The organism is Microbacterium sp. EF45047 (assembly GCF_028472845.1).
In the GTDB taxonomy this organism is placed as follows: Bacteria; Actinomycetota; Actinomycetes; order Actinomycetales; family Microbacteriaceae; genus Microbacterium; species Microbacterium neungamense.
Genome location: NZ_CP069429.1, coordinates 1,536,260 through 1,561,799, shown reverse-complemented (window position 1 = coordinate 1,561,799; position 25,540 = coordinate 1,536,260). Strand labels below are relative to the sequence as shown.

Annotated in this window: 25 protein-coding genes; 20 read left to right on the top strand and 5 right to left on the bottom strand. The window is 72.0% G+C overall.

What is annotated here, in order from left to right; translation table 11 throughout:
- Nucleotides 1-127 precede the first annotated feature (127 nt).
- From JRG78_RS07510 to ndk, 9 genes are all read left to right on the top strand, one after another.
- Nucleotides 128-1,747, top strand: coding sequence for an ABC transporter substrate-binding protein (locus tag JRG78_RS07510; RefSeq protein ID WP_259606109.1), 1,620 nt, complete (start codon nt 128-130; stop codon nt 1,745-1,747).
- A complete protein-coding gene (locus JRG78_RS07505) occupies nt 1,744-2,715 on the top strand; it encodes an ABC transporter permease (protein ID WP_259606108.1) in 972 nt (323 codons plus the stop codon). The genes JRG78_RS07510 and JRG78_RS07505 overlap by 4 nt, the downstream gene beginning before the upstream one ends.
- Entirely contained in the window at nt 2,712-3,578 is an 867-nt protein-coding gene (locus JRG78_RS07500; protein WP_259606107.1) for an ABC transporter permease, read from the top strand. Before JRG78_RS07505 ends, JRG78_RS07500 begins: the two co-directional genes overlap by 4 nt.
- Nucleotides 3,575-5,068 (top strand): ATP-binding cassette domain-containing protein, encoded by a 1,494-nt coding sequence (locus tag JRG78_RS07495; protein ID WP_259606106.1) that lies wholly within the window; start codon nt 3,575-3,577, stop codon nt 5,066-5,068. Before JRG78_RS07500 ends, JRG78_RS07495 begins: the two co-directional genes overlap by 4 nt.
- Nucleotides 5,069-5,476: 408 nt before the next feature.
- Nucleotides 5,477-6,319: a type IV toxin-antitoxin system AbiEi family antitoxin domain-containing protein gene (locus JRG78_RS07490; RefSeq protein ID WP_259606105.1), complete on the top strand. Its 843-nt coding sequence runs from the start codon at nt 5,477-5,479 to the stop codon at nt 6,317-6,319.
- 280 nt (nt 6,320-6,599) lie between these two features.
- Entirely contained in the window at nt 6,600-10,073 is a 3,474-nt protein-coding gene (locus JRG78_RS07485; protein WP_259606104.1) for an isoleucine--tRNA ligase, read from the top strand.
- Entirely contained in the window at nt 10,070-11,422 is a 1,353-nt protein-coding gene (locus tag JRG78_RS07480) for a bifunctional folylpolyglutamate synthase/dihydrofolate synthase (protein WP_259606103.1), read from the top strand. Before JRG78_RS07485 ends, JRG78_RS07480 begins: the two co-directional genes overlap by 4 nt.
- Nucleotides 11,419-11,817, top strand: coding sequence for a DUF4233 domain-containing protein (locus tag JRG78_RS07475; protein ID WP_259606102.1), 399 nt, complete (start codon nt 11,419-11,421; stop codon nt 11,815-11,817). The genes JRG78_RS07480 and JRG78_RS07475 overlap by 4 nt, the downstream gene beginning before the upstream one ends.
- A gap of 1 nt (nt 11,818) precedes the next feature.
- Nucleotides 11,819-12,235: a nucleoside-diphosphate kinase gene (gene ndk, locus JRG78_RS07470; protein ID WP_259606101.1), complete on the top strand. Its 417-nt coding sequence runs from the start codon at nt 11,819-11,821 to the stop codon at nt 12,233-12,235.
- Nucleotides 12,236-12,293: 58 nt separating this feature from the next.
- Here the strand turns inward: ndk and JRG78_RS07465 are convergent, their stop codons facing one another.
- Nucleotides 12,294-12,905, bottom strand: coding sequence for a vitamin K epoxide reductase family protein (locus JRG78_RS07465; RefSeq protein ID WP_259606100.1), 612 nt, complete (start codon nt 12,903-12,905; stop codon nt 12,294-12,296).
- A 285-nt stretch (nt 12,906-13,190) separates the two neighbouring features.
- Here JRG78_RS07465 and JRG78_RS07460 point away from each other — a divergent pair, with 285 nt between their 5' ends.
- The gene (locus tag JRG78_RS07460; protein WP_259606099.1) at nt 13,191-15,461 is read left to right on the top strand and encodes an Rne/Rng family ribonuclease; all 2,271 of its coding nucleotides are present in this window, start codon (nt 13,191-13,193) and stop codon (nt 15,459-15,461) included.
- On the opposite strand, the gene JRG78_RS07455 is transcribed toward JRG78_RS07460, so the two are convergent.
- Nucleotides 15,426-15,692, bottom strand: coding sequence for a DUF4031 domain-containing protein (locus tag JRG78_RS07455; RefSeq protein WP_259606098.1), 267 nt, complete (start codon nt 15,690-15,692; stop codon nt 15,426-15,428). The two genes, JRG78_RS07460 and JRG78_RS07455, sit on opposite strands and share 36 nt — an antisense overlap.
- Before the next feature lie 273 nt (nt 15,693-15,965).
- On the opposite strand from JRG78_RS07455, the gene rplU reads away from it, so the two are divergent.
- The 9 genes from rplU to rsfS all read left to right on the top strand — a co-directional run bounded on the left by rplU (nt 15,966) and on the right by rsfS (nt 22,679).
- A complete protein-coding gene (gene rplU, locus JRG78_RS07450) occupies nt 15,966-16,274 on the top strand; it encodes a 50S ribosomal protein L21 (RefSeq protein ID WP_259606097.1) in 309 nt (102 codons plus the stop codon).
- Between the two features lie 19 nt (nt 16,275-16,293).
- Entirely contained in the window at nt 16,294-16,551 is a 258-nt protein-coding gene (gene rpmA, locus JRG78_RS07445) for a 50S ribosomal protein L27 (RefSeq protein ID WP_259606096.1), read from the top strand.
- A gap of 108 nt (nt 16,552-16,659) precedes the next feature.
- Nucleotides 16,660-18,156 (top strand): GTPase ObgE, encoded by a 1,497-nt coding sequence (obgE, locus tag JRG78_RS07440; RefSeq protein ID WP_259606095.1) that lies wholly within the window; start codon nt 16,660-16,662, stop codon nt 18,154-18,156.
- Entirely contained in the window at nt 18,153-18,941 is a 789-nt protein-coding gene (gene proB / locus JRG78_RS07435) for a glutamate 5-kinase (RefSeq protein WP_259606094.1), read from the top strand. Before obgE ends, proB begins: the two co-directional genes overlap by 4 nt.
- Before the next feature lie 50 nt (nt 18,942-18,991).
- Nucleotides 18,992-20,269, top strand: a complete 1,278-nt coding sequence (locus JRG78_RS07430) for a glutamate-5-semialdehyde dehydrogenase (protein ID WP_259606093.1) — start codon at nt 18,992-18,994, stop codon at nt 20,267-20,269.
- A gap of 48 nt (nt 20,270-20,317) precedes the next feature.
- Entirely contained in the window at nt 20,318-20,542 is a 225-nt protein-coding gene (locus tag JRG78_RS07425) for a hypothetical protein (RefSeq protein ID WP_259606092.1), read from the top strand.
- Between the two features lie 6 nt (nt 20,543-20,548).
- Nucleotides 20,549-21,151 (top strand): nicotinate-nucleotide adenylyltransferase, encoded by a 603-nt coding sequence (gene nadD / locus JRG78_RS07420; protein ID WP_259606091.1) that lies wholly within the window; start codon nt 20,549-20,551, stop codon nt 21,149-21,151.
- The gene (locus JRG78_RS07415) at nt 21,148-22,308 is read left to right on the top strand and encodes a hypothetical protein (protein WP_259606090.1); all 1,161 of its coding nucleotides are present in this window, start codon (nt 21,148-21,150) and stop codon (nt 22,306-22,308) included. The genes nadD and JRG78_RS07415 overlap by 4 nt, the downstream gene beginning before the upstream one ends.
- Entirely contained in the window at nt 22,308-22,679 is a 372-nt protein-coding gene (gene rsfS, locus JRG78_RS07410) for a ribosome silencing factor (protein WP_259606089.1), read from the top strand. Before JRG78_RS07415 ends, rsfS begins: the two co-directional genes overlap by 1 nt.
- A gap of 73 nt (nt 22,680-22,752) precedes the next feature.
- Here the strand turns inward: rsfS and JRG78_RS07405 are convergent, their stop codons facing one another.
- The 3 genes from JRG78_RS07405 to JRG78_RS07395 all read right to left on the bottom strand — a co-directional run bounded on the left by JRG78_RS07405 (nt 22,753) and on the right by JRG78_RS07395 (nt 24,530).
- Entirely contained in the window at nt 22,753-23,283 is a 531-nt protein-coding gene (locus JRG78_RS07405) for a hypothetical protein (RefSeq protein WP_259606088.1), read from the bottom strand.
- 1 nt (nt 23,284) lies between these two features.
- Nucleotides 23,285-24,073: a hypothetical protein gene (locus JRG78_RS07400; protein ID WP_259606087.1), complete on the bottom strand. Its 789-nt coding sequence runs from the start codon at nt 24,071-24,073 to the stop codon at nt 23,285-23,287.
- 109 nt (nt 24,074-24,182) lie between these two features.
- On the bottom strand, nt 24,183-24,530 hold the full coding sequence (locus tag JRG78_RS07395; protein WP_259606086.1) for a hypothetical protein: 348 nt from the start codon (nt 24,528-24,530) through the stop codon (nt 24,183-24,185).
- Between the two features lie 154 nt (nt 24,531-24,684).
- On the opposite strand from JRG78_RS07395, the gene JRG78_RS07390 reads away from it, so the two are divergent.
- Entirely contained in the window at nt 24,685-25,539 is an 855-nt protein-coding gene (locus tag JRG78_RS07390) for a transposase (RefSeq protein WP_259606085.1), read from the top strand.
- The last annotated feature ends 1 nt before the right edge of the window (nt 25,540 follow it).

Sequence of the window (25,540 nt, the reverse complement as noted above, 5' to 3'; positions counted from 1 at the left end):
GAGTGTGGGTTGTCGGGACAGTCTACAAGGCGTTGGACGGCGGATGCCGCTGTGGTAGATCGACCCGGTCCAACAACCCGGGAGTAGCATGGATCGTTCCCTGCTCGTCCCTGCTCCGAGGTCTGTCATGCCCGCATCCGTGCGCCGTCTCGTGCCCTTCGCCGCGCTCGCCGCGGCTTCCGCCCTCCTGCTCAGCGCGTGCACCGCACCCGGCGGCGGCAGCTCGGACGGCGACGGCGAGATCGTCTGGGCGATCGAGGGCGCGAACCTCTCCGCCGGTCACATGGACCCGCAGGTCAGCCAGCTCGACGTGTCGGCGATGGTGCAGCGGCAGGTGCTCGACTCCCTGGTGTTCCAGGAGGCGGACGGCACGTTCTCGCCCTGGCTGGCGGAGAGCTGGGAGGTCTCACCCGACGGCACCACCTACACGTTCCGGCTGCGCGACGACGTGACCTTCCACGACGGCGAGCCCTTCGACGCCGAGGCGGTGAAGGCGAACTTCGACCGGATCGCCGACCCGGAGACGGCATCGGCCCAGGCGGCCAGCATGCTCGGCGCCGACTACTACGCCGGCACCGAGGTGCGTGGCGAGCACGAGGTCGCCGTGCGCTTCACTCAGCCGTACGCGCCGTTCCTGCAGGCGGCGAGCACCGCCCAGCTCGGCTTCTACTCGCCGAAGGTGCTGGCCGAGGCGGCCGACGAGCTGAAGGCCGGGGGACCGGGCATCACGGTCGGCACCGGCCCGTTCGAGCTCACCGAGTACACCCCCGACCAGGAGATCGTGTACACCCGCAACGACGACTACGCCTGGGGCCCGCACGGCGAGGAGGCGCCCGCATTCGAGACGCTGCGCGTCGAGATCCTCCCCGAGGCATCCGTGCGCGCCGGCGTCGTGGAGAGCGGCGAGGCGGATCTGGCCAGCAACCTCACCCCGCGTCAGGTCGGCGAGCTGCCCGAGGGGCTGACCGTCGAATCGATCGAGTACCCGGGGCTGCCGTACTCGCTGTTCCTCAACGAGGCGTACGGCGTCTTCGCCGACCAGCGCGTGCGCCAGGCGTTCGCCCGTGCGATCGACGTGGACACCGCCGTCGAGGAGATCTTCCACGGCGAGTTCCCGCGCGCCTGGAGCATCCTCAGCGCCTCCACCCCGTACTACGACGCCTCCGTCGAGGGGGCCAACGCCTTCGACCGCGACGAGGCGAACGCGCTGCTGGACGCCGCAGGATGGACGGCGCGCGACAGCGACGGCATCCGCATGAAGGACGGCAAGCGGCTCTCGGCGCGCTGGATCGCCTGGACCCCGGTGCCCGAGGAGCGCACCACCCTCGCGAACGCCATCCAGTCCGACCTCGCCGAGGTGGGATTCGAGATCCAGCGCGAGGTGCTCGAGCCCGGCGCCTACAACGAGCAGTACGGCCCGAAGACGTTCGACATCACCGACTGGGGCTTCTCGGGCGTGGATGCCGACCTGCTGCGTAGCCACCTCTCCACCGACGGGTTCCAGAACGCCTCTCAGGTGAAGGACGCCGAGGTCGACGCGCTCCTCGCGCGGGGCCTGGCGTCCACCGACGACGCCGAACGCGCGGAGGCGTACGGGGCGCTGCAGCGGTGGAACGCCGAGCACGTGGCGATCGTCCCGCTGTACACGCCCTCGCTGATCACGGCCGTGGCCGACACCGTCGACGGGCTGACCTTCGACCTGTACGGGCGCCCGCTGTTCCACGGCGCCACGGTCGCCGGGAAGTGATCCGGCGGGGCGCCGAGCTCGCCGTCTCCGCGGCCCTCGTGCTGTGGGGCGCGGCGACCCTCGCGTTCCTCGCCTTCCGGGCGATCCCCGGCGACCCGGTCGAGGTGATGCTCGGTCCGCAGGCGCAGGTGTCGGATGCCGTGAAGGACGGCATCCGCGCCGAGCTCGGCCTGGACCGGCCGTGGCCCGCGCAGTACCTCGCGTTCTTGGGCCGGCTGCTGCGCGGCGATCTGGGCGAGTCGTACCAGCTGCGGATGCCGGTGGCGGAGGTGATCGGGCGGCAGCTCGGCGCCACGGTGCAGCTGGCCACACTCGCCCTCGCGATCGCCGTCGTGCTCGCGCTCGCGCTGGCGCTCTTCGCCCGCCGCGGCCCCGCCCGCGCCGTGGTCGTCACGGTCGAGCTCGTCGTGCTGTCGTCCCCGGTGTTCTGGATCGGGCTGGTGCTGCTGGGTGTCTTCGCCTTCGGCCTCGGCTGGTTCCCGGTCGCCGGGACGCGCAACCCGGCCACGATCGTCCTGCCTGCGGTGACGCTCGCGCTTCCGGTGGCCGCCCTGATCGGGCAGGTGCTCCGCGACGGCATCGACCAGGCGGAGCGGCAGCCGTTCGCGGAGACCGTCCGCGCCCGGGGCGCCGGGCCGGCGTGGCTCACACTCCGTCACACGCTGCGACACGGTGCGGCGAACGCGCTCACGCTCACCGCCTACCTCGTCGGGTCCCTCCTCGGCGGCGCCGTGCTCGTGGAGACGGTGTTCGCCCGGCCGGGACTCGGACGGGTGACGCTCACCGCGATCACCGACCGGGACCTGCCGGTGGTGACCGGGGTGATCATGCTCAGCGCCGCCGTGTTCGTCGTGGTGAACGTCATCATCGAGCTGCTGCATCCGCTCATCGATCCGCGGCTGCGCGGGTCCAGGCCGCTCACGGCGGCGTCCGCGGTCGCGGTGCCGGCGGTGGAGGAGCGGCGGTGAGCGCGGCATCCGGCATCCGGAGCGAGGTGCGCACGCGGATCCGGCGACCCGGGCCGTCGTCTCTGGCGACCATCGGCCTGTGGTCCGCGGTCGTGGTCCTCGCCGTCGTAGCGTTCGCGGCACTCGCACCAGGGCTGGTCGCGACGCACGACCCGCTGCAGACGGATGTGCGCGCGGCGCTGCGGCCGCCGAGTGCAGAGCACCTCTTCGGCACCGATCAGAGCGGTCGCGACGTGTTCTCGCGGGTGGTGCACGGCGCCGGGGCGTCGGTCGGCATCGGCGTGCTCGCCACCGGCCTGGCACTGCTGCTGGGGCTGGTGGCGGGAGCGCTGTCGGGGAGTGCGCCGCGGGTCGTCGACGCGGTGCTGATGCGCCTGACCGACATCCTGCTGGCGTTCCCGGAGTTCCTCGTGGCGCTCGTGATCGTGGCCGTGCTCGGCCCCGGGCACGCCAACGTGGCGATCGCGGTGACCATCGCCGCCGTGCCGGTGTATCTGCGGCTCGCCCGCACTCAGACCCGTACCCTGCGCCTGGCGGAGCACGTGGAGGCGGCGCGCATCCTGGGCGTCGGGCCGGTGCGGGCGTTCCTGCGGCATGTCATCCCGGGGGTGCTCGGCGCGCTCAGCGTCCTGGCGACGATCGGCATCGGATCCAGCATCCTGGCGGCCGCCGGACTCAGCTTCCTCGGGCTCGGGCCGACCGAGCCGACGCCGGAATGGGGTCTGATGCTCGCCGGCGGGCGGAACGTGCTCGGCACGGCGTGGTGGGTGCCGGTGTTCCCCGGCGCGGCGATCACCGTCACCGTGATCGCGGCGACGATCGTCGGCCGCGTGCTGCGGGCTCGGAGCGAGGGGCGGCGATGAGCGCGCTCGAGGTCGAGGGGCTGCGCATTCGCTTCGGGGATGCGACCGTCGTCGACGGCGTGTCCCTGGCGGTCGCACCCGGCGAGTGCGTGGCGATCGTCGGGGAGTCCGGAGCGGGGAAGTCGCTCACCGCGCGTGCCCTGCTCGGCCTGCTTCCCACGGATGGCGCCGTGGACGCATCCCGGCTCGAGATCGGAGGAGAGGACGCGCGGCGGCTCGGTGAGCGCGCATGGCGGCGCCTGCGCGGGGCGGCGATCGCCCTCGTCTCGCAGGATGCGCTGGTCTCGCTCGACCCGCTGCAGCGGATCGGCAACGAGGTGGCGGAGCCGCTCCGGCTGCACGAGCCCGGTGTGCGCGGCGCGGCGCTGCGGGCCCGGGTGCGCGCGCAGCTGGAGCGGGTGTGGATGCCCGAGCCGGAGCGGCGTGCGCGGCAGTACCCGCACGAGCTGTCCGGCGGTCTGCGGCAGCGGGCGCTGATCGCCTCGGCGCTGGCGGCGGGCCCGCGGATCCTCATCGCCGACGAGCCGACCACGGCCCTCGACGCGACCGTGCAGGCGCGGGTGCTCGACCTGCTGCGCTCGATCGCGGATCAGGGGACGGCCGTGCTGTTCATCAGCCACGACTTCGCGGCCGTGCGCCGAATCGCCGACCGGGTGCTGGTCATGCGCGAGGGGACGATGATCGAGTCCGGGGCGACCGTGGAGGTGCTGGAGCATCCGCAGCACGAGTACACGCGGCAGCTGATCGCGGCGACCATGCACCGCCCCCGGCCGCAGGCGGAGGGAGACCCGGACCCCGTGCTGGAGGTGCGCGGGCTGTCGAAGGCGTTCGCCGGGGTGCCGGCGGTGACGGATGCCGGGTTCACGGTGCGCCGCGGCCGGACGCTCGGGATCGTGGGGGAGTCGGGATCGGGGAAGACCACGCTCGCCCGGATGCTGATCGGCGTGGATCGCCCGGATGCGGGCGAGCTGCGGTGGACCGGCGCGCCGCGGGTGCAGTTCGTGCACCAGAACCCGCTGGGGGCGTTCGATCCGCGTTGGACGATCGAGCGCTCACTGCGGGAGGCGCTGCAGGCCGCCGGCATGCCGCGGAGTCGGCGCCCCGCGCGGGTCGCGGCGCTCCTGGCGGAGGTGGATCTCGACCCGCGGCTGGGTGCGCGACGGCCGAGGGCGCTGTCGGGCGGGCAGCGGCAGCGCGCCGCGATCGCACGGGCGCTCGCCGCGGACCCGACCGTGCTCGTGCTCGACGAGCCGGTCTCCGCGCTGGACCCGTCGGTGCGCGAGCGGGTGCTGCAGCTGCTGCTGCGCCTGCAGCGGGACCGCGGGCTCACCATGATCTTCATCTCGCACGACCTCGACGTCGTCGCCGCCGTCGCCGATGACGTCCTCGTCATGCAGGACGGAGCGATCGTGGAGCAGGGGCCGGTGCGGGACGTGTTCGCCGCCCCGCGGCATCCGTTCACGCGCGAGCTCCTCGACGCCGGGAGGTGACCCGGGGCCGGCGCGCTGCGGGTTTCGGGTGGGAGCTCGGTGCGTGCTGTTCGCGCGGAGTTGTGCGCTTCGCGCGGATGGAATGCGGGGAAACGGCCGCGGGAACTGCACATGTCCGCGGTTGTGTACGGCTGGATACGGCCGGGCAGGGCCGGGGTACGAGTGCGGCGGCGCGGTACGGATGTCGGCCGGCTTCGATCCGCGGGGTCGGATGCGCGGCGGAGCGTGTTCTTCGCGCGGCCATGTGCGCTTCGCGCGGACGGATGCCGGAGAACGGGCCGCGGGAGGTGTACATGGCCGCGCGAGGGGCGCGGGGATGGTTCTGCACAATCCCGGCGACGGGGGAAGCTCTCCACAGTTCCCGGGTCCGCCGGGTCCGCGCACCTGCGGCACGATCACGATGGCGGGATGACGCCGTCCGTTTCCGACATCGTCCGCTTCGTGTCCGAGCACGGCGAGGTGATCCGCACCGCCCGCCTCATCGAGCAGGGTTTCGGCAGACGCGCCCTGGAGACCGCCGTCCGCGCCGGGCTGCTCATCCGCCCGCGGCGGGGCTGGGTCGCCGTCCCCGCCGCGCGCCGGATGCTGCTGTCCGCCGCCCGGTTCGGCGTGGTGCTCACGTGCCGCACCCGGGCCCGGATGCTCGGCCTGTGGCTGCACGATGCCGGAGGTGAGCCGCATGTGGCGGTGCCGCCGAACCGGACCGGCAGGGTCGGCGTGCGGGCGAAGGTGCACTGGGGTGAGCCGGTGGTGCCGCGGCATCCGGACGCCCTCGTCGACCCGATCGAGAACGTCCTCGCCTACATCGCCGAGTGCGAGCCGTTCGAGCAGGCGCTCGCGACGTGGGAGTCCGCGCTCAACCTCGGCCTCGTCGAGCGCGGAGTGCTGGAGCGGCTGCCGCTGCGGCCCGCGGCCCGCCGGGTGCTCGCGGAAGCCTCGCCGTTCGCGGATGCCGGTCTCGAGACGTATCTGCGTCGCCGGCTGGCCTGGCTGCGGCTGCCGATCCGGGTGCAGATCTGGATCCACGGGCACCGGGTCGATGCGCTGATCGGCGACCGCCTCGTGCTGCAGATCGACGGGAAGCATCACGTCGGCGCGCAGCGCAGCGAGGACATCCGTCACGACGCCGAGCTGATGCTGCTCGGCTACCACGTGATCCGGGTCTCGTATCGGCAGGTGATGTTCGAATGGCACGTGGTGCAGGACCTGATCATGCGCGCCGTGGCCCAGGGGCTGCACCGCGCCGCATAGCCTCCCTCCGCGGCAACGCCCCGCCCGCCCGGCGGCCCGCGTACAATGGAGCGCATCGGCATCGATCCGGCCATCACCGGGGAGCTCTCGGAAGAACGTCTCGACAGGTTCAGCGCACGCGCAGCAGGTCGAGGCAAGTAGAACCGAGCGGGTCAGGCCCGTCACAGCCGCAGTGAGAGTGGCGTCGCCGTCCGGTGACGCACGCGGGGTGGTACCGCGGTCCGCAAGGGTCGTCCTCGCAGCAGCATCCGCCGTCACCACCGATCACTGCGAGAGACCGATGACCTACCCCCGCATCCCCGTCAGCGCCCCCGGCGCGTCGTTCGGCCAGGCCGCCACGGCATCCGTCAGCCCGAGCCCGCGGTTCCCGGAGATCGAGCGCGAGGTGCTCGAGTACTGGAAGGCCGACGACACCTTCCGGGCGTCCATCGCGCAGCGCGAGGGCGCCGAGGAGTGGGTGTTCTACGACGGCCCGCCGTTCGCCAACGGCCTGCCGCACTACGGCCACCTCCTCACCGGGTACGCGAAGGACGTGTTCCCGCGCTTCCAGACCATGCTCGGCAAGAAGGTCGACCGCGTGTTCGGGTGGGACACGCACGGCCTGCCCGCGGAGCTCGAGGCGATGAAGCAGCTCGGCATCACCGAGAAGAGCGAGATCGAGGAGATGGGCATCGACGTCTTCAACGCGAAGGCGCGCGGCTCGGTGCTCGCCTACACCCGCGAGTGGGAGGACTACGTCACCCGCCAGGCCCGCTGGGTCGACTTCGAACGCGGGTACAAGACCCTCGACCTCGGATACATGGAGAGCGTGCTCTGGGCGTTCAAGACCCTGTACGACAAGGGCCTCGCCTACGAGGGCTACCGCGTGCTGCCGTACTGCTGGCGCGACGAGACTCCGCTCTCCGCGCACGAGCTGCGGATGGACGACGACGTGTACCAGATGCGTCAGGACCCGTCCGTCACCGTCGCGTTCCCGCTCACCGGCGAGCGCGCGCAGGCCCTCGGCCTCGACGGCGTCCGGGCGCTGGCGTGGACGACGACGCCGTGGACCCTGCCGACGAACCTCGCGCTCGCCGTGGGGCCCGAGATCGAGTACGTCGTCGTGCCCGCGGGCCCGAACGGCGCGTCGGATGCTGCGGGCGCTTCGACCGGCTCAGCAACCGCTTCGACAGGCTCAGCGGACGCTTCGACGGGCTCAGCATCCGCTTCGACCGCTTCGACGGGCTCAGCTCCCGCCGCCCGCTACCTCCTCGCCCGGGAGCTCCTGGGCGGCTACGCGAAGGACCTCGGCTACGAGAGCGCCGAGGACGCGCTCGCCGCGGTCGAGACCGTGCACCGCGGCGCTGACCTCGACGGGGTCGCCTACGAGCCGCTGTTCGACTACTACACCGACACCGAGACGTGGGGCACCGAGAACGCCTGGCGGATCCTCGTCGACGACTACGTCACCACCGGCGACGGCACCGGCGTCGTGCACCAGGCTCCGGCCTACGGTGAGGACGACCAGCGGGTGACCGGCGCCGCCGGCATCCCCACGATCATCTCCCTCGACGACGGCGGGCGCTTCCTGCCGCAGGTGACCGACGTCGCGGGCGAACTCTGGATGGACGCGAACACGCCGCTGGTCCGCCTGATCCGCAGCGCCGGGCGGCTGCTGCGCCTGCAGAGCTACGAGCACTCGTACCCGCACTGCTGGCGCTGCCGGAACCCCCTCATCTACAAGGCGGTCTCCAGCTGGTTCATCCGCGTCACCGACATCAAAGACCGGCTGCTGGCGAACAACGAGCAGATCACCTGGGTGCCGGAGAACGTCAAGCACGGCCAGTTCGGCAAGTGGCTGGAAGGCGCCCGCGACTGGTCGATCAGCCGCAACCGCTACTGGGGTTCGCCGATCCCGGTGTGGAAGAGCGACGACCCCGAGCACCCGCGCGTGGACGTGTACGGCTCCCTCGAGGAGCTCGAGCGCGACTTCGGCGCGCTGCCGCGCAACCCCGAGGGCGAGATCGACCTGCACCGGCCGTACATCGACGCGCTGACCCGGCCGAACCCGGACGACCCGACCGGCAAGAGCACCATGCGCCGCATCGAGGACGTCTTCGACGTCTGGTTCGACTCCGGCTCCATGCCGTACGCCCAGGTGCACTACCCGTTCGAGAACCAGGAGTGGTTCGACACGCACGCCCCGGCGGACTTCATCGTGGAGTACATCGGGCAGACCCGCGGCTGGTTCTACGTCATGCACGTGCTCTCCACCGCGCTGTTCGATCGCCCGGCGTTCACCGGCGTCAGCTGCCACGGCATCGTCCTCGGCAGCGACGGGTACAAGATGTCGAAGTCGCTGCGGAACTACCCGGACGTGTCCGAGGTCTTCGACCGGGACGGCTCCGACGCGATGCGCTGGTTCCTGATGTCCAGCTCGGTGCTCCGCGGCGGCAACCTGTCGGTGACCGAGGAGGGCATCCGCGCCGGCGTGCGGGAGTTCATCCTGCCGCTGTGGAACTCGTGGTACTTCTTCGCCACCTACGCGAATGCCGCCACCGGTGCCGCAGCCGGCGGCTACGAGGCGCAGTGGCGCACCGACTCCGCCGACGTCCTCGACCGCTACATCCTCGCCCGCACCGGCGACCTCATCCGCGAGGTGCGCGAGGACCTCGAGGGGCTCGACTCCACGACCGCGGCCGCGCGCCTGCGCGACTTCGCCGAGGTGCTCACGAACTGGTACATCCGCCGTTCGCGCGACCGGTTCTGGGCGGGCGTGACCGAGGACCCGGAGAGCCGCCAGGCGTTCGACACCCTGTACACGGTGCTGGAGACCCTGACCCGCGTCGCCGCACCGCTGGTGCCGCTGATCAGCGAGCGGGTCTGGCAGGGGCTCACCGGCGGCCGCAGCGTGCACCTGACCGACTGGCCGGACGCCTCCGCCTTCCCCGCGGCGGACGACGTCCGCGACGCGATGGACGCGGTCCGCGAGCTCTCCAGCGTCGGCAACGCGCTGCGCAAGAAGGAGAAGCTGCGGGTGCGCCTGCCGCTGGCCCGGCTCACGGTGGTGTCTCCGCTCGCCGCCGAGCTCGCCCGGTTCGAGGACATCCTGCGCGAGGAGCTCAACGTCAAGTCCGTCGAGCTCGTGCCGCTCACCGACACCGCCGCCGCCGAGTACGGCATCAGCCACCGGCTGAGCGTGAACGCCCGCGCCGCCGGCCCGCGCCTGGGCAAGGAGGTGCAGCGGGTGATCCGCGCCGCCAAGGAGGGCTTCTGGACCGAGGAGAACGGCGTGGTCACCGCGGACGGCGTCGTGCTCGAGCCCTCGGAGTACGAGCTGGTGCTGGAGACCACCGGCCGGCCGGAGGGCGAGGCCCTCGCACTGGTCCCGTCCGGCGGCTTCGTGCTGCTCGACACCGCCACGACCCCGGAGCTGGAGGCCGAGGGGCTCGCGCGCGACGTGATCCGCGCGGTGCAGGACACCCGCAAGAACGCCGGTTTCGACGTCAGCGACCGCATCCGCCTCGAGCTGCGCTTCGAGGACGACGCGGATGCGGATGCCGTGGCCTCGGCGTTCGACATCGCCGACGTCGCGGGGGAGACCCTCGCCCTCGAGCACCGGGTCCTGCGCGCCGGCGAGGCGCTCGCGGATGCCGAGCACGTGGCCGAGATCGCCAAGGGCACCTACGCCAACCGCGGCGCCTTCGCCGTCGCCGTGACGCGGCTCGGCGCCGGCGCGCCCGAGGCGCTGAGCGAGCGGAGCGCGGCACTGTGAGCGACGTGCAGCGAGCGGATGCCGTGTACGAGGCCCTGCTGGCCAGGGCGGGGGAGCGCTGGGTGCAGCCGCGGAAGGAGCGGGTCGCCCGCATCCTGACCCTGCTGGACGACCCGCAGCGCACCTACCGCGTCGTGCACATCACCGGCACGAACGGGAAGACCTCGACGGCGCGGATGATCGAGAGCCTGCTGCGGGCGCACGGCCTGCGCACCGGGCTGTTCACCAGCCCGCACCTGAAGCGGTTCACCGAGCGGATCATGATCGACGGCGAGCCCATCGCGGATGCCGCGATCGCCGACGCCTGGGACGAGATCGAGCCGTTCGTCGACATCGTGGACGCCGAACTCGAGGCGACCGGCGACGCGCCGCTGACCTTCTTCGAGCTGCTCACGGTGCTCGCCTTCGTCGCGGCATCCGACGCACCGGTGGACGTGCTGGTGCTGGAGGTCGGCATGGGCGGCTCGTGGGACTCCACGAACACCGCCGACGGCGACGTGGCGGTGTTCACCCCGATCGATCTCGATCACGCCGACCGCCTCGGCGACACGATCGCGAAGATCGCCGAGGTGAAGGCCGGCATCATCAAGGACGGCGCGGCCGTGGTCTCGGCGCAGCAGCCGCCGGAGGCGGCCGAGGTGCTGCGCCGGGTGGCGGCCGAGCGGGGCGCGACCATCGCCTTCGCCGGCGACGACTTCGGCCTCGTGGATCAGCGCCTCGCCGTGGGCGGGCAGCTGCTCACGATCCGCGGGCTCGCGGGCGAGTACGTCGAGGAGTACCTGCCGCAGTACGGCGCGCACCAGGGGCACAACGCCGCCCTCGCCGTCGCCGCCGTGGAGTCGCTGATCGGCGCGGCCTCGCAGCACATCGCCGGCGACATCCTCGCCGAGGGGCTGCAGAACGCCACCTCGCCCGGACGCCTCCAGCTCGTCGGCATCGCGCCGACCGTGCTGGTCGACGCGGCGCACAACCCGCACGGCGCCGCCGCGCTGGCGCAGGCGCTCGGCGACAGCTTCGACTTCGACGAGTGGGGTCTCGTGCTCGGCGTGCTCGCCGACAAGGATGCCGAGGGCATCGTCGACCGGCTGCTGCCGGCGGTCACGGAGGTGTTCGCCACCGCCCCCGACTCCGAGCGCGCCAGCGACGCGGATGCCATCGCCGACCTCGTCGAGGAGCGAGGACGCCGCGCCAGCGTGCATCCGACCCTCGCCGAAGCCGCGGATGCCGCCCGGGAGTGGGCGGCCGCATCCGACCGCCGCGCCGTGGTGATCGCCGGGTCCGTCGTGCTGGCGGGCGAGGCGATCGGCCTCGCGGAGGAGGAGGACTGGAAGTCGGGGTGGCGGGCGTGAGCGGTCCGCGCGTCCGCGCGCCGCGCACCCTCGTCCAGAAGCTCGGCGCGATCGTGCTCGGCTTCGAGTCGATCATCGTCTTCCTCGCCGGGCTCACCGTGTTCGGGCTGCGGGCGCTGCCGGACGGCATCCCGGACTGGTGGGGCGTCGTCGGCGGTCTCGCCGTCGCGGTCGCGATGATCGCCACGGCCGGGGCGATCGCCCGGCCCGGCGCCATCGCGGTCGGCTGGGCGCTGCAGGTCGTCGTGCTGCTCGCCGCCGTGGTCGTGCCCGCCATCGCCCTCGTCGCCCTGATTTTCGGCGGAATGTGGGCGTATGCGACGATCGTGGGGGCCCGCCTGGACCGGCGAGGTCCGGCCGGGCCGCCGGCAGACACTCACACAGAGAGCGAATGACATGGCCACTGAAGAAACCCTCGTCCTCGTCAAGCCCGACGGCGTCGCCCGCGGCCTGACCGGCGCGATCCTCGCCCGCATCGAGGCGAAGGGGTACGCGCTCGTCGACATCCGTCTCGTCGAGCCCGACCGCGAACTGCTCGCCGCGCACTACGCCGAGCACGAGGGCAAGCCGTTCTACGAGCCGCTCATCGAGTTCATGATGTCGGGCCCGTCGGTCGCGATCCGCCTCGCCGGCAACCGCGTGATCGAGGGCTTCCGCTCGCTCGCCGGCGCCACCGACCCGACCGTCGCGGCGCCCGGCACCATCCGCGGCGACTTCGGCCGGGACTGGGGCCTGAAGGTGCAGCAGAACCTGGTGCACGGCTCGGACAGCCCCGAATCCGCCGCCCGCGAGCTGCAGATCTGGTTCGGCTGAGCCGACCCCTGAAACGAGAAGGGCGCCCCTCGTGGGCGCCCTTCGTCGTCCGTGCGGGTCAGAACACCATCCCGGCGACCTCGCCCAGCACGTCGAGCCCCGCCAGCTGCGCCAGCGCGATCACGAGCGCGTAGGCGAGGATCGTCGCCAGCGGCACCCACGCCATCAGCCTCCCGGCCCGCGCCCTGGCCGCCGCCGACCCGCCCAGGGTGCCGTTGCGCACCAGGTGCACCGCGGTGGCGAGGAAGGTCGGGATGGTCACCGCCCAGGTCGCCATGCACCACGGGCACAGCACCGCGAGCACGTAGATGCTCTGCGCGATCAGCCAGCACACGAACGCGAAGGCGCCGGCGATGCCGAGGCCGAACAGCGCCCAGAACCAGCGCGGGAAGCGGGCGCCCGCGATCACCGCGACGCCCATCACGAGCACGGCCATCCAGCCGGTGAGACCGATGATCGGGTTCGGGAAGCCGAAGACCTCGCCCTGCCACGAGCCGAGGTTCTTGTCGCACTGCAGCAGCACGCTCACGTAGCAGCTGGTCTGCTCGCCCGGGTTCTCCAGCAGGAAGAACTTCTCCAGCGTGAGCTGGAACGCCGCCCACCATCCGATCAGGCTCGCCACGATGAGCCAGATTCCGTAGCCGAGGTGCCGAGTGCGCGGGGCGGTCATGGCGCGATTATCCCAACGGTTGCTATGCGATCGGCGTGAGACGCGAGCGGCGCGGCGCGCACGGATGCCGCGGCGGAGGCTCCGAGGTGCGATAATGAGGGGAGATGACGTCGTGACCTGTTGCGACACGCATCGATGAGACTTCGGGGTAGACGCCCCACGCGGTCCGACAGGGCGGCCTGAGCCGATCTGCTGAGCCGGCCGCACGCCGATTGAGTTCGCGGCATCCGATGCCGCACGAGTTTTCGCGGAGCACCCAGTGCCCGCGCAGGGAGCAAGCCAGAGATGGCCGACGAGAACGATGACAACAACACCCGCACCCACGACGCGACGCCGGAGCAGCCGGTAGCCGAGGAGATCCTCGCGCCCGTCGACCCCGTCACGGACGCCGACCCCGTCGCGGACGCCGAGCCTCCTGCGGACGCTGAGCCTCCTGCGGACGCTGAGCCTCCTGCGGACGCTGAGCCTGTCGAAGCGTCGGCTTCCGCGCCCGAGCCGGAGCCCGCCCAGCCGGAGCCGGTGACCGCGGTCAGCCTGGGCCTGCTGCCCGAGGTGTTCGTGTCGAAGGTGTCGACGCAGCTGCACTTCTACGCACCCGAGATCGTGCCGCTGCCGGCCCGCTCGCGCCGCGACGAGGAGCCCGAGGACCAGGGCGGCTCCGGCCGCCGGGGACGCCGTCGCCGCGGCGGGTCCGACGCCGACGACCAGCGCGACGAGCCTCGTCAGCGCCAGCGCACCGTCGAGTTCATCACCGAGCCGAAGGCGATCAAGGGCTCGACCCGCCTGGAGGCGAAGAAGCAGCGCCGCCGCGATGGCCGCGACGCCGGACGCCGGCGCCCCGTCGTGACCGAGGCCGAGTTCCTCGCCCGCCGCGAGTCGGTCGACCGGATGATGGTGGTGCGCTCCAAGAACGGCCGCACCCAGATCGGCGTCCTCGAGGACAACGTGCTCGTCGAGCACTACGTCGCCCGCAACCAGGACGCGTCGCTGATCGGCAACGTGTACCTCGGCCGCGTCCAGAACGTGCTGCCCAGCATGGAGGCCGCGTTCGTCGACATCGGCCGCGGCCGCAACGCCGTGCTGTACTCCGGCGAGGTGGACTGGGACGGCGTGGAGACCGGCAACCAGCCGCGGCGCATCGAGCTCGCGCTCAAGCCTGGCGACCGCGTGCTGGTCCAGGTCACGAAGGACCCGGTCGGCCACAAGGGCGCCCGCCTGACCAGCCAGATCTCGCTGCCCGGCCGCTACCTGGTGTACGTGCCCGGCGGGTCGATGAACGGCATCTCGCGCAAGCTTCCCGACAACGAGCGCGCCCGGCTGAAGCGCATCCTGAAGGAGGTGCTGCCCGAGTCCGCCGGCGTGATCGTGCGCACCGCCGCCGAGGGCGCCACCGAGGAGCAGCTCACCCGCGACGTGCAGCGCCTCACCGCGCAGTGGGAGCACATCCAGAAGCAGGTGGAGACCCAGCAGGCCCCGGCGCTGCTGCACGCCGAGCCGGATCTGCTCGTGAAGATCGTCCGCGACGTGTTCAACGAGGACTTCACGAAGATGCTCATCCAGGGCGAGGACGCGCAGCGCACGATCCGCGCCTACCTGGAGAGCGTCGCCCCCGACCTGCTGGAGCGCGTGGAGTCGTACGAGGACGAGATCGACCCGTTCGACGCGTACCGCATCACCGAGCAGATCGAGAAGGCGCTGGACCGCAAGGTGTGGCTGCCCTCCGGCGGCTCGCTGGTGATCGACCGCACCGAGGCGATGACGGTCGTCGACGTGAACACCGGCAAGTTCGTCGGCTCCGGCGGCAACCTCGAGGAGACCGTCACCAAGAACAACCTGGAGGCGGCCGAGGAGATCGTGCGGCAGCTGCGCCTGCGCGACATCGGCGGCATCATCGTCGTCGACTTCATCGACATGGTGCTCGAGTCCAACCGCGACCTGGTGCTGCGCCGCCTGATCGAGTGCCTGAGCCGCGACCGCACGAAGCACCAGGTGGCGGAGGTCACCTCGCTCGGCCTCGTGCAGATGACCCGCAAGAAGCTCGGGCTCGGGCTGCTGGAGACCTTCAGCGAGCCGTGCGACGTGTGCGCCGGCCGCGGCATCATCGTCCACCACGACCCCGTCGTGAAGCACCGCAGCGCCTCCGCCAACGGCGGCCAGGGCCGTCGCTCCCGCGGCAGCGCCCCGTCCGCGCCGGCTCCCGCCGCCCCGAGCGTCGGCACGCACGGCATCCCGGAGGGGGCGAAGACCGCGCTCGCGCAGATCGCCGCCTCGACGCTCAGCGTCTCCGAGGAGGCGCCGCGTGAGACGGCCGAGCCGGCCGCTCCCGCCGCCGAGCGTCCGAAGAAGGCGCGCAAGAAGCGGTCCGCGGACCGCAAGCCGCCGCGCACCGAGGCCGAGGCGCTCCTGGAGACCGTGCTCGACGCGCTCCCCGAGCCGAAGGCCCCCGGTCAGGGGCGCAACCGCCGCCGGGTGACCACCGCCGCCCTCGCCGGCACTCCCGTCGTCGTCCGCCCGGAGCCTTCAGCGCCGGTCGCGGGCGGGGACCCGCAGCCCTGACGCGATCAGCCTCCTGACGAGCTCCTTGCCGCCGACGTGCTCCGCGCCGGCGGCGAGGAGTCGCGGCAGCATGTCCGCGGGGACGTCGTAGTGGTCGCGGTCGAAGGCCCGCGCGGGCACGTCCTGCGCCGCGGCGAAGGCGTGCAGCTCGTCGAGGCTCTCGTCGCTGATGAGATGCGCCCAGAGGCGGCCGTGCGCCGGCCAGAGGGGATCGTCGACGAGAACGGTCATGTCGCGATCCTAGGACGGATGCTCAGGGGAGGCGGTGCGTTTCGTCTCGCTTCGCTCGCTCACCGACCGGGGCGAGGAGGCCGGGGCCGTGTCGCTTTGCGGCATCGGGCGGCATCCGGTAAAGTTGTCCTTTGGTGCGCGAACCCTGTCGTCCCCGGCGGACGGCGAGGACAAGCCTTGCATCCGCACCCGTCGCCCGCGCGACGAACGCAAGCAAACAGTCTTCCCGTGAGATTCCCGGAGCCCCGTGCTCCCCAACGAAACAGGTATGAAGTGGTTTACGCAGTAGTGCGCGCCGGTGGCCGGCAGGAGAAGGTCGAGGTCGGCACGATCGTTCAGCTCGACCGTGTTCAGGCTGCTCAGGGCGAGAAGATCGAGCTGCCCGCAGTGCTGCTCGTCGACGGCGCCACGGTGACCACCGACGCCGAGAAGCTGGCGAAGGTCAAGGTCACCGCCGAGGTTATCGGTGACCTCCGCGGCCCGAAGATCGTCATCCAGAAGTACAAGAACAAGACCGGCTACAAGAAGCGTCAGGGCCACCGCCAGGAGCTCACGCGCGTCAAGATCACCGGCATCAAGTAAGCACGGAAGAGGCTGAACAATGGCACACAAGAAGGGTGCGAGCTCGACCCGCAACGGTCGTGACTCCAACGCACAGCGACTCGGCGTGAAGCGCTTCGGCGGCCAGACCGTCAACGCCGGCGAGATCCTCGTCCGTCAGCGCGGCACGCACTTCCACCCCGGCGTGAACGTCGGCCGTGGTGGCGACGACACGCTCTTCGCGCTCGCGTCGGGCGCCGTCGAGTTCGGCACGAAGGGCGGCCGCAAGGTCGTCAACATCGTCGCTGCCGCTCAGTAAGAACTGCAGCATCCGGACGGGGCGGGCTTCGGCTCGCCCCGTCCGCGTATCCGCCCTCCTCTCGGGCGCATGCGCATCCACACACTCCGCAACCAAGGGATGCCACGAATGGTCTCGTTCGTCGACACGGTGACGCTCCACCTGCGCGCAGGCAAGGGCGGCAACGGCTGCGTCTCGGTGCGCCGCGAGAAGTTCAAGCCTCTCGCCGGACCGGACGGCGGCAACGGCGGCGACGGCGGCGACATCATCCTCGTCGCCGATCCGCAGGTGACGACGCTGCTGTCGTACCACCACTCGCCGCACCGCTCCGCCGGCAACGGCGGCTTCGGCATGGGCGACATGCGCTCCGGCGCGGCGGGGGAGGACCTCGAGCTGCCCGTGCCGGTCGGCACCGTCGTGAAGACCGTCGACGGCGAGGTGCTGCACGACATGGTCGTGCCGGGCGAGCGCTTCGTCGTGGCACCCGGCGGACGCGGCGGGCTCGGCAACGCCGCGCTCGCCTCGCCGAAGCGCAAGGCGCCCGGGTTCGCGCTGCTCGGCACCCCCGGCTTCGAGGGCGACGTCGTCCTCGAACTGAAGACCGTGGCCGACGTCGCCCTGGTCGGCTACCCGTCCGCGGGCAAGTCCAGCCTGATCGCGGCGATCTCCGCCGCACGGCCCAAGATCGCCGACTACCCGTTCACCACCCTGCACCCCAACCTCGGCGTCGTGGAGGCCGGTGACGTGCGCTACACCGTCGCCGACGTGCCCGGACTGATCGAGGGCGCCAGCGAGGGCCGCGGGCTCGGCCTGGACTTCCTGCGTCACGTCGAGCGGTGCTCGGCGCTGCTTCATGTGCTCGACTGCGCCACCCTCGACCCGGGCCGCGACCCGATCTCCGACCTGGAGGTGATCCTCGCCGAGCTGGCCGCCTACGAGGTCCCCGAGGGGCAGAAGCCGCTGCTGGAGCGCCCGCAGCTGGTCGCCCTGAACAAGGTCGACGTGCCGGAGGCCCGCGACCTCGCCGAGCTCGTCCGTCCGGACCTGGAGGCGCGCGGCTTCCGCGTGTTCGAGATCTCCACGGTCTCGCACGAGGGGCTGCGCCCGCTCACCTTCGCCCTTGCCGAGCTCGTCGAGCAGCACCGCTCCGAGGTCGCGGTCGAGGCGCCGAAGGAGCGCATCGTCATCCGTCCCAAGGGTTCGGAGGCCGAGTTCAGCATCCGTGTCGAGGGTGGGACCTACGGCAACGTGTACCGCGTGCTCGGCGAGAAGCCGGTGCGCTGGGTGCAGCAGACGGACTTCCAGAACGAGGAGGCCGTCGGGTACCTCGCCGACCGGCTGGAGCGCCTGGGCGTCGAGGACGCGCTGTTCCGCGCCGGCGCGACCCCCGGGTCCACCGTGGTGATCGGCGAGGGCGACGGCATCGTGTTCGACTGGGAGCCGTCCATCTCGTCGGCGGCGGAGCTGATGACCGCTCCGCGCGGCACCGACCCCCGCTTCGACCGCAGCACGCGCCGCACCACCAGCGAGCGTCGCGAGCGGTACCACGAGCGGATGGATGCCAAGGCCGCCGCCCGAGCGGAGCTGGAGGAGCAGCGCCGCGCGAGCCGCGAGGGCGACGAGTGAGCGCGCGGTCCCGGGAGGAGCTGGCCACCGTCCAGCGCGTCGTCGTGAAGGTGGGCTCCTCGTCCATCAGCGGCGAGGCCGCGTGGCGGATCCCGATCCTCGTCGAAGCACTGGCCAAGGCGCACGCGCGGGGCGCCGAGATCGTGCTGGTGTCCTCCGGCGCGATCGCCACAGGCCTCCCGTTTCTGCGTCTCGAGTCCCGGCCCACCGACCTGGCGACCCAGCAGGCCGCGGCCGCGGTGGGTCAGAACGTCCTGGTGTACCGGTATCAGGAGGCGCTGCGTCCGTTCGGGATCGTCGCCGGCCAGGTGCTGCTCACCACCGGCGACCTGGAGCATCCCACCTCCCGCAGCAACGCGCGCCGCGCCATGGAGCGCCTGCTCGGGCTGCGCATCCTGCCGATCGTGAACGAGAACGACACGGTCGCCACCCAGGAGATCCGCTTCGGAGACAACGACCGGCTCGCCGCTCTCGTCGCGCAGCTGGTGCAGGCGGATGCCCTGGTGCTGCTCAGCGACATCGAATCGCTGTACACCAAGCCGCCGACCGACCCGCGCGCGGAGCCGATCGACGTGATCGCCGCGGACGCCGACCTGTCCGGTCTCGAGTTCGGGGCCACCGTCGTGAACAGCGTGGGCACCGGCGGCGCGGCGACCAAGGTGTCCGCCGCGCGCATGGCGGCGGCATCCGGCATCGGCGTCCTCGTCACCAGCGCCGACCTCGTCGGCCAGGCCCTGGACGGCGCCCGCATCGGCACCTGGTTCGAGCCGGCGACGACCGCCTGAGCCGCGTCATCCCGCGGCTTCACCGCGAGCGGCGTGGCTAGACTGAGCGGATGACCACCACCGTCCCCGACGCCGTCGCGACCGACACCGCCCAGGACCGCCTCGTCAAGGCGAAGGACGCTTCCCGGCTGGTCGCCCGTCTCACCAGCGGGGAGAAGGCAGCGGCCCTCGAGGCCATCGCGGCCGGGATCGAGACGGAGGCCGCGCGCATCATCGCGGCGAACGAGGAGGACGTCGAACGCGGACGCCGGGACGGCATCGGCGACGCCCTGATCGACCGGCTGCGGCTCGACGAGAAGCGCGTGGCGGCTCTCGCGTCCGCGGTCCGCGACGTGGCCGCGCTGCCGGACCCGATCGGCCAGGTCGTCGGCGGGCACCGGATGCCGAACGGCGTCGCCCTGGAACAGGTGCGGGTGCCCTTCGGCGTGGTCGGCGCCATCTACGAGGCGCGCCCGAACGTGACCGTCGACATCGCCGCGCTCGCGCTGCGCGCCGGCAACGCGGTCGTGCTGCGGGGCGGCAGTGCGGCCCTGCGCTCCAACACCGTGCTGGTCGAGGTCATGCGCGCCGCCCTGGCATCCGCCGGCGTCACTCCCGAGGCCATCCAGACGGTCGACGACTTCGGCCGCGACGGTGCCAAGGCGCTCATGCACGGTCGCGGGTTCGTGGACGTGCTCGTGCCCCGCGGCAGCGCCGCCCTGATCGAGACGGTCGTGACGGAATCCACCGTGCCGGTGATCGAGACCGGCGCCGGTGTGGTGCACATCGTGCTCGACGAGTCCGCGCCGATCGACTGGGCGCGCGACATCGTCGTGAACGCCAAGGTGCAGCGCCCGAGCGTGTGCAACGCCGTGGAGACCGTGCTGGTGCTGCGACAGGCGGCACCTCAGCTGGTGCCGGTCGTGGCCAGCGCGCTGCAGAGCGAGGGCGTCACGATCCACGGCGACGACATGGTCGCGGGCCTGGTCAGCAACGTGGTGCCCGCGACCGAGGAGGACTGGGCGGCGGAGTACCTCAGCCTCGACATCGCGATGAAGGTCGTGGACACGCTCGACGACGCCCTGGAGCACATCCGCCGCTACAGCACCGGCCACACCGAGTCGATCATCACGACCGACGCGCGCAACGCCGAGCGCTTCCTCGCCGAGGTCGACTCGGCCGTGGTGATGGCGAACGCGTCCACCCGCTTCACCGACGGCGGGGAGTTCGGCTTCGGCGCCGAGGTGGGCATCTCCACGCAGAAGCTGCACACCCGCGGGCCGATGGGGCTCGCCGAGCTGACCAGCACCAAGTGGCTGGCGCGCGGTTCCGGGCAGACGCGCGGCTGAGGACTAGACTGGAGAGGCGTTTTCCCGCCGGTCAGGAACGGAGACAGGATGAACCTCGTCGCGCAGATTGCGATGGCAGCCGCAGAGACGGAGCACCACGGCAACGTGGCGGCCGACACGGTGATCTACGGGATCATCGCCGCGGTGGTGTTCCTGCTGCTCGCGCTCGTGACGCTGTCCTACAAGAACGTCGCGAACCGGCACTCGGCCAAGGCCGAGGCATGGGCGGAGAAGCACGGCAAGGACGGTCACGGATCGGGACACGGCCACTAGGACCGTATGCTCTCCTCGACCACTCGGGCTCCGCGCATCGGCGTGATGGGTGGCACGTTCGACCCCATCCATCATGGGCACCTGGTGGCGGCGAGCGAGGTGGCGCACTCCTTCGACCTCGACGAGGTCATCTTCGTGCCGACCGGGCAGCCGTGGCACAAGGAGCACGTGACCCCCAGCGAGCACCGCTACCTGATGACGGTGATCGCCACGGCATCCAACCCCGATTTCACGGTCAGCCGCGTGGACATCGACCGTGAAGGGCCCACGTACACCATCGACACGCTGCGCGACCTGCGGCGTGAGCGGCCGGACGCCGAGTTCTTCTTCATCACGGGTGCGGATGCCGTGGCGCAGATTCTCAGTTGGAGGGACCATGATGAGTTATGGGACCTGGCCCACTTCGTCGCCGTCTCCCGACCGGGACACGTGCTGAGCACGGAGGGACTGCCCACCGACGACGTCAGCCAGCTCGAGGTCCCGGCCCTCGCGATCTCGTCGACCGACTGCCGCGAACGCGTGCGTGACGGGGAACCCGTGTGGTATCTGGTTCCCGACGGGGTCGTCCAGTACATCGCGAAGCATCATCTGTATCGGAGCAAGGCATGAGCACATCGGATCAGAACGGAAGGACGCCGCTGACGCGCAAGCAGCTGCGTGAGCTCCGCCTGACCGGTTCGACGCCGGTCGTCACGGAGCAGGAGGGGGCCGCGCCCCCGCCGCCGACCCCCGTGCTGCCGCGGCCGGCCGAGCCCGCACCGGTCGCTCCCGCGCCCGAGGAGAAGGACGTCGACCTCCGCGCGACCCCGCTGACGCGCAAGCAGGCGCGCGCCCAGGAGCGCATCCGCACGGCCTCCTTCCCGGTCGTCGCCACGATCGACGCGCCGGCTCCGGATGCCCGGCCCGCGGAGGAGGCGTCGCAGCCCGCGAACGCGAGGCCCGAGGATGCGGAACCCGCGGATGCCGGAGCCGCAGATGCTGCGGAGCAGGCTTCCGCGCAGACGCCCGCGCCTGACTCCGCACAGCCCGAGGTTCTCGTCGAGGAGGTGCCGACCCCGGCATCCGCCCTCGCCCCCGTCGACGAACGACCGGCTGAGGTCGTGCCGGTCGAGGACGTGCCGGTCTCCGGCGCTCCCGCTGAGGCGGGTGCCGCCGGCACGGAGGACACGGCGCCGTCCGACACTCCCGCACCCGTCGACGCCGCCCCCGCTCCGATCGACGCCGTGCCCCTGGCCGGGGCGGCCGAGCCCTCCGAGAACGCACAGCAGCCGCGGGCGACCGTGAACCCCCGGTTCGGCCAGGGCCTGATCGAGGCGAAGAGCTCGGAGGTGCCCGGCGCGTTCGACGAGCTCATCGACAGCGACTCGGCCGGGTCCCAGCACTCCGCGCCGAACGCGCTGATCTTCACCCAGGCGCCGACCGAGGCGTCGCTGTCCGGTCCGATCGCCGCGACCGGCGAGGTCCTCATCACCGGCACCTACGAGCTGCCGAACGGCCTCGGCTCGCAGGGACACGCCGACGGCGTCGCCGACGGCAAGGACGTCGACGCGGTGCTCATCGACGGCGAGCTGCCGCCGACCTCCTCGCCCACGCCGATCGCCGCCAGCTCGGCCGTCAGCACCTCCCGACCCGCCGGCGAGGTCATCCGGCCGCCGGCCCCGGAGACCGGCAACAAGCTCATGCTCACCCTGGCGATCGTCGCCGGCGGCCTCGCGCTCGCGCTGGCCGCCGCCCTGATCGTCGCCTTCACCACGAACGTCTTCTGATGCAATCACCTGAATCCGCCGCCCACATGCTCCAGATCGCGGCCGACGCCGCCGCGTCCAAGGGCGGTGAGGATCTCGTCGCGCTCAACGTGTCGGAGCCGCTCCCGCTCGTCGACATCTTCCTGCTCGTCACCGGCACGAGCGAGCGCAACGTCGCCGCGATCGCCGACGAGGTCGAGGACAAGCTCATCGAGGCGGGCCACAAGCGCGTCCGCCGCGAGGGACGCGCCGAGGCGCGCTGGGTGCTCCTGGACTTCGGCGATCTCATCGTGCACGTGTTCCACGCCGAGGAGCGCGTGTACTACGGCCTCGAGCGGCTGTGGAAGGACTGCCCGGTCATCCCGATCGAGCTGTCCCAGCCGGGAGTCTGACGCCCGGCGCGTGCCGGCCCGGCGCGCGTCCTCACGGCATCCGTCCTGACAGCACCCCGTCAGGCGTCGCCGCTCACTCGGCGACGGAGCCGCTGTCGATCACGTACGCCTGCGGATGCCCCGGCAGATACCGCACCGTGACGGTCCCGCCGGCGCCGACCGAGGCGTGCCGGTCGGGGTGGACCGACGGCGTGAAGACGTCGTTGGGCAGCGTGTAGGCGGTGCCGTCCGCGGTCGTGAAGCGCACCCAGTTCCCGTCGACCGTGCCCTGCGCCTCGACGCCGTTGGCGTGGATGTACGCGCGCGTGACCGGCACGCCGACAAGCGACAGCAACCCGATGAGGCCCCCGCCGAGCAGGACGAGGAAGAGGACGCGGAAGGCCACCCGCTGCAGGTGTGCCGCGGCGGAGGAGGTCGTCGTCGGAGCGTCCGCCGGGAGCAGCCCCTCGCGCTCGCGCACGGCACGCAGCCGGCCGGCGGCGGTCACCGACGGTCCGCGGAGCGCGCGCATGCCGACGCCGGTGGCGCCGAAGGCGGCGAGGAAGACCATGGCGTAGCCGTTCGCTGCCGGGAAGTTCAGCAGCCAGAAGATCGTGTCGAGCATGTCAGGCCGCCTCCTCCTTGTGGAGCGTGACCGCCACACGGCGCGGGTCCTCGGGCCGGTACATCGCCCACACGGGGGAGCCGACCTGCAGCTGCCCGACGGCCTCCGGATAGACGAACACCGTGGTCTCCGCCTGCCAGGCGGTCTGCCCCTCCGGGCTGACCAGGACCGTGAGCGCCAGCTCGCTCTGCCCCTCCCGGCGCCGGCCCGTGGGACGCACGGCCACGACGTCGGCGGGAGCGGTGACGCCCGTGGTCCGTGCGGGCACCAGGCGCGGATCGATCAGTCCCTTGGCGATCCGCCAGTCCAGCAGCGCCTTGCGCACGGCCGGGTCGCCGGTGTCGGCGAGGGAGACGTCGTCGTGCCGGCCCGGGGCGTAGGAGACCGGGATGCTGCGCCCGATCCGGAGGATCGCCTGATCCTCCGGACGCACCAGCGTGCGCAGGCGCGCGACGAACTCGCCCGCGTGCGGTGGGGAGACGCGCACGAACACGTCGTACTGCGGGATCTCGTTGACGCGGAGTCCGGTGCGCTGCACCTCCACGATCCGCCCGATGGCCACCTCGTCACCGGGCTGCGGCGGGCGCCTGCGGATGCCGCTGAACGCCGAGCCGAACGTTCCCAGCACACCCCAGGCGACGCCGATCAGCACCGCCGGAATCGTGGGATCGTCACCGCGGAAGGGCAGCAGCGAATTCCGCTGATCCACGCCGAGGAGGCCTTCGGCCACCCACAGGACGAGCCATGCGGACAGCAACACCCGGACGGCCAGGATCGCGATGCGCAGCACGCGTTCAGGCTAGCGCCACGCCACCCACGCCGTCATCGGCTGCGAGACGGCTGGTTTCGGACCGCGACGGCTCCCGCCGGCCATCGGTCGTGGTGCCCCGCTTCGGCGGTCATTCCTCCCGGCGCGTGCCGACACCCGGGGTGTCGTTCGTCTCGGAGATGTCCGGGATCGACGCCTCGTCGTCGGGATCGACTCGTACGGCATCCGCGGCGCCCGAGTCGGCGCCGGCTCCGCCGGCGGGCACGTCGTCCACCGACTCCGGCGGCGTGTCCTCGTCGCCGGCGGCGACACGGTCCGCGGCCGCGCTGTCGATGAGATCGTCGTTCGCGTCGGGGTCGAGGACGGTCTCCCCGTCGACCTCGCGTGTGGCGATGTCGTCATCGGGCAGCCCGTCGCCGGGCAGGCCGTCATCGTCCGGGCCGGGGACGGGCAGGTAGGGAGGGGTGGGGTTCGACATGATCGGCTCCTTCCGTGTGCGTTCACGGTAGAGGCGGCACGGCGGAGCAAGGGAACGCCTTGACCACGGGTGGATGCGGCGCTAGAGGAGGCGTGTGGGCGGTACCCCCGCAGCCGGTCCGTCCTCCGCATCCCGAGTGCGGCACAATGGGGCGATGGGTGAAGCCCCGAAGGATGCCCTGGACGACATCGCGGCCGAGCTGCTCGCTCTGCCGCCGGACGAGTTCACCGCCGCCCGCAATGCGAAGGCGAAGGAGCTGGACGACCCGCAGCTGGTGAAGGATGTGAAGGGCCTGCGCAAGCCGGTGCTCGCCGCCTGGGCGGTGAACCTGTTCGCCCGGGAGCGCGCGGCGCAGCTGCAGGAGGTGCTCGACCTCGCGGAGGCTCTGCGCGAGGCGCAGGACGATCTGGACGCGGCCGCGCTGACGGCCCTGACCCGACAGCGTCGTGCCCTCGTCCGGGGACTGACCGCGCAGGCGGCGGATCTCGCGAAGGCGCGCGGGCAGACGCTGACCCCCGCCGTGACCGAGGCGGTGGAGCAGACCCTCAACGCGGCGATGTTCGACGTGCGCGCGGCCGCGGCCGTCGCCTCCGGGCGCCTGCTGCGCCCTCTCGATCCCGCCGACGACCTCGCCGCCGTCCTCCCCGAGGCCGTGGCCGGCTCGTTGCCGTCGGCTCCGGAGCGCCGTGAGGTGCCGGAGGACGAGGTGGGTGCCCGCCGCGCCCGCAAGGAGGCGGAGCGGCGGTTGCATCAGGCGGAGACGGACGCGGCGCGCACCGAGCGGGAGCACGGCCGGATCGCGGCTGAACTGCGCGCCGCCACCGCGCGCGTCGACGAGCTGGCCGAGCAGGAGCGGCGGCTGGAGGCCGAGCTGACGCGGGTGCGCGAGGCGCGTGACGAGGCGCGCACCGGCCTCGGCGAGCTCGAGGAGCGGCTGGCCGCCGCCGCGCGGGCGCATGAGGACGCCCGGCACGAGCTGGAGCAGGCTCGCGCGCAGCTCCAGGAGTGAG

What these genes read in the sequence shown, in the direction of transcription:
- JRG78_RS07510 (WP_259606109.1), top strand. Translation starts at nt 128, where the DNA reads ATGCCCGCATCCGTGCGCCGTCTCGTGCCCTTCGCCGCGCTCGCCGCG.
- JRG78_RS07495 (WP_259606106.1), top strand. Translation starts at nt 3,575, where the DNA reads ATGAGCGCGCTCGAGGTCGAGGGGCTGCGCATTCGCTTCGGGGATGCG.
- JRG78_RS07490 (WP_259606105.1), top strand. Translation starts at nt 5,477, where the DNA reads ATGACGCCGTCCGTTTCCGACATCGTCCGCTTCGTGTCCGAGCACGGC.
- JRG78_RS07485 (WP_259606104.1), top strand. Translation starts at nt 6,600, where the DNA reads ATGACCTACCCCCGCATCCCCGTCAGCGCCCCCGGCGCGTCGTTCGGC.
- ndk (WP_259606101.1), top strand. Translation starts at nt 11,819, where the DNA reads ATGGCCACTGAAGAAACCCTCGTCCTCGTCAAGCCCGACGGCGTCGCC.
- JRG78_RS07465 (WP_259606100.1), bottom strand. Translation starts at nt 12,905, where the DNA reads ATGACCGCCCCGCGCACTCGGCACCTCGGCTACGGAATCTGGCTCATC.
- JRG78_RS07460 (WP_259606099.1), top strand. Translation starts at nt 13,191, where the DNA reads ATGGCCGACGAGAACGATGACAACAACACCCGCACCCACGACGCGACG.
- JRG78_RS07455 (WP_259606098.1), bottom strand. Translation starts at nt 15,692, where the DNA reads ATGACCGTTCTCGTCGACGATCCCCTCTGGCCGGCGCACGGCCGCCTC.
- rpmA (WP_259606096.1), top strand. Translation starts at nt 16,294, where the DNA reads ATGGCACACAAGAAGGGTGCGAGCTCGACCCGCAACGGTCGTGACTCC.
- obgE (WP_259606095.1), top strand. Translation starts at nt 16,660, where the DNA reads ATGGTCTCGTTCGTCGACACGGTGACGCTCCACCTGCGCGCAGGCAAG.
- JRG78_RS07430 (WP_259606093.1), top strand. Translation starts at nt 18,992, where the DNA reads ATGACCACCACCGTCCCCGACGCCGTCGCGACCGACACCGCCCAGGAC.
- JRG78_RS07425 (WP_259606092.1), top strand. Translation starts at nt 20,318, where the DNA reads ATGAACCTCGTCGCGCAGATTGCGATGGCAGCCGCAGAGACGGAGCAC.
- nadD (WP_259606091.1), top strand. Translation starts at nt 20,549, where the DNA reads ATGCTCTCCTCGACCACTCGGGCTCCGCGCATCGGCGTGATGGGTGGC.
- JRG78_RS07415 (WP_259606090.1), top strand. Translation starts at nt 21,148, where the DNA reads ATGAGCACATCGGATCAGAACGGAAGGACGCCGCTGACGCGCAAGCAG.
- rsfS (WP_259606089.1), top strand. Translation starts at nt 22,308, where the DNA reads ATGCAATCACCTGAATCCGCCGCCCACATGCTCCAGATCGCGGCCGAC.
- JRG78_RS07405 (WP_259606088.1), bottom strand. Translation starts at nt 23,283, where the DNA reads ATGCTCGACACGATCTTCTGGCTGCTGAACTTCCCGGCAGCGAACGGC.
- JRG78_RS07395 (WP_259606086.1), bottom strand. Translation starts at nt 24,530, where the DNA reads ATGTCGAACCCCACCCCTCCCTACCTGCCCGTCCCCGGCCCGGACGAT.
- JRG78_RS07390 (WP_259606085.1), top strand. Translation starts at nt 24,685, where the DNA reads ATGGGTGAAGCCCCGAAGGATGCCCTGGACGACATCGCGGCCGAGCTG.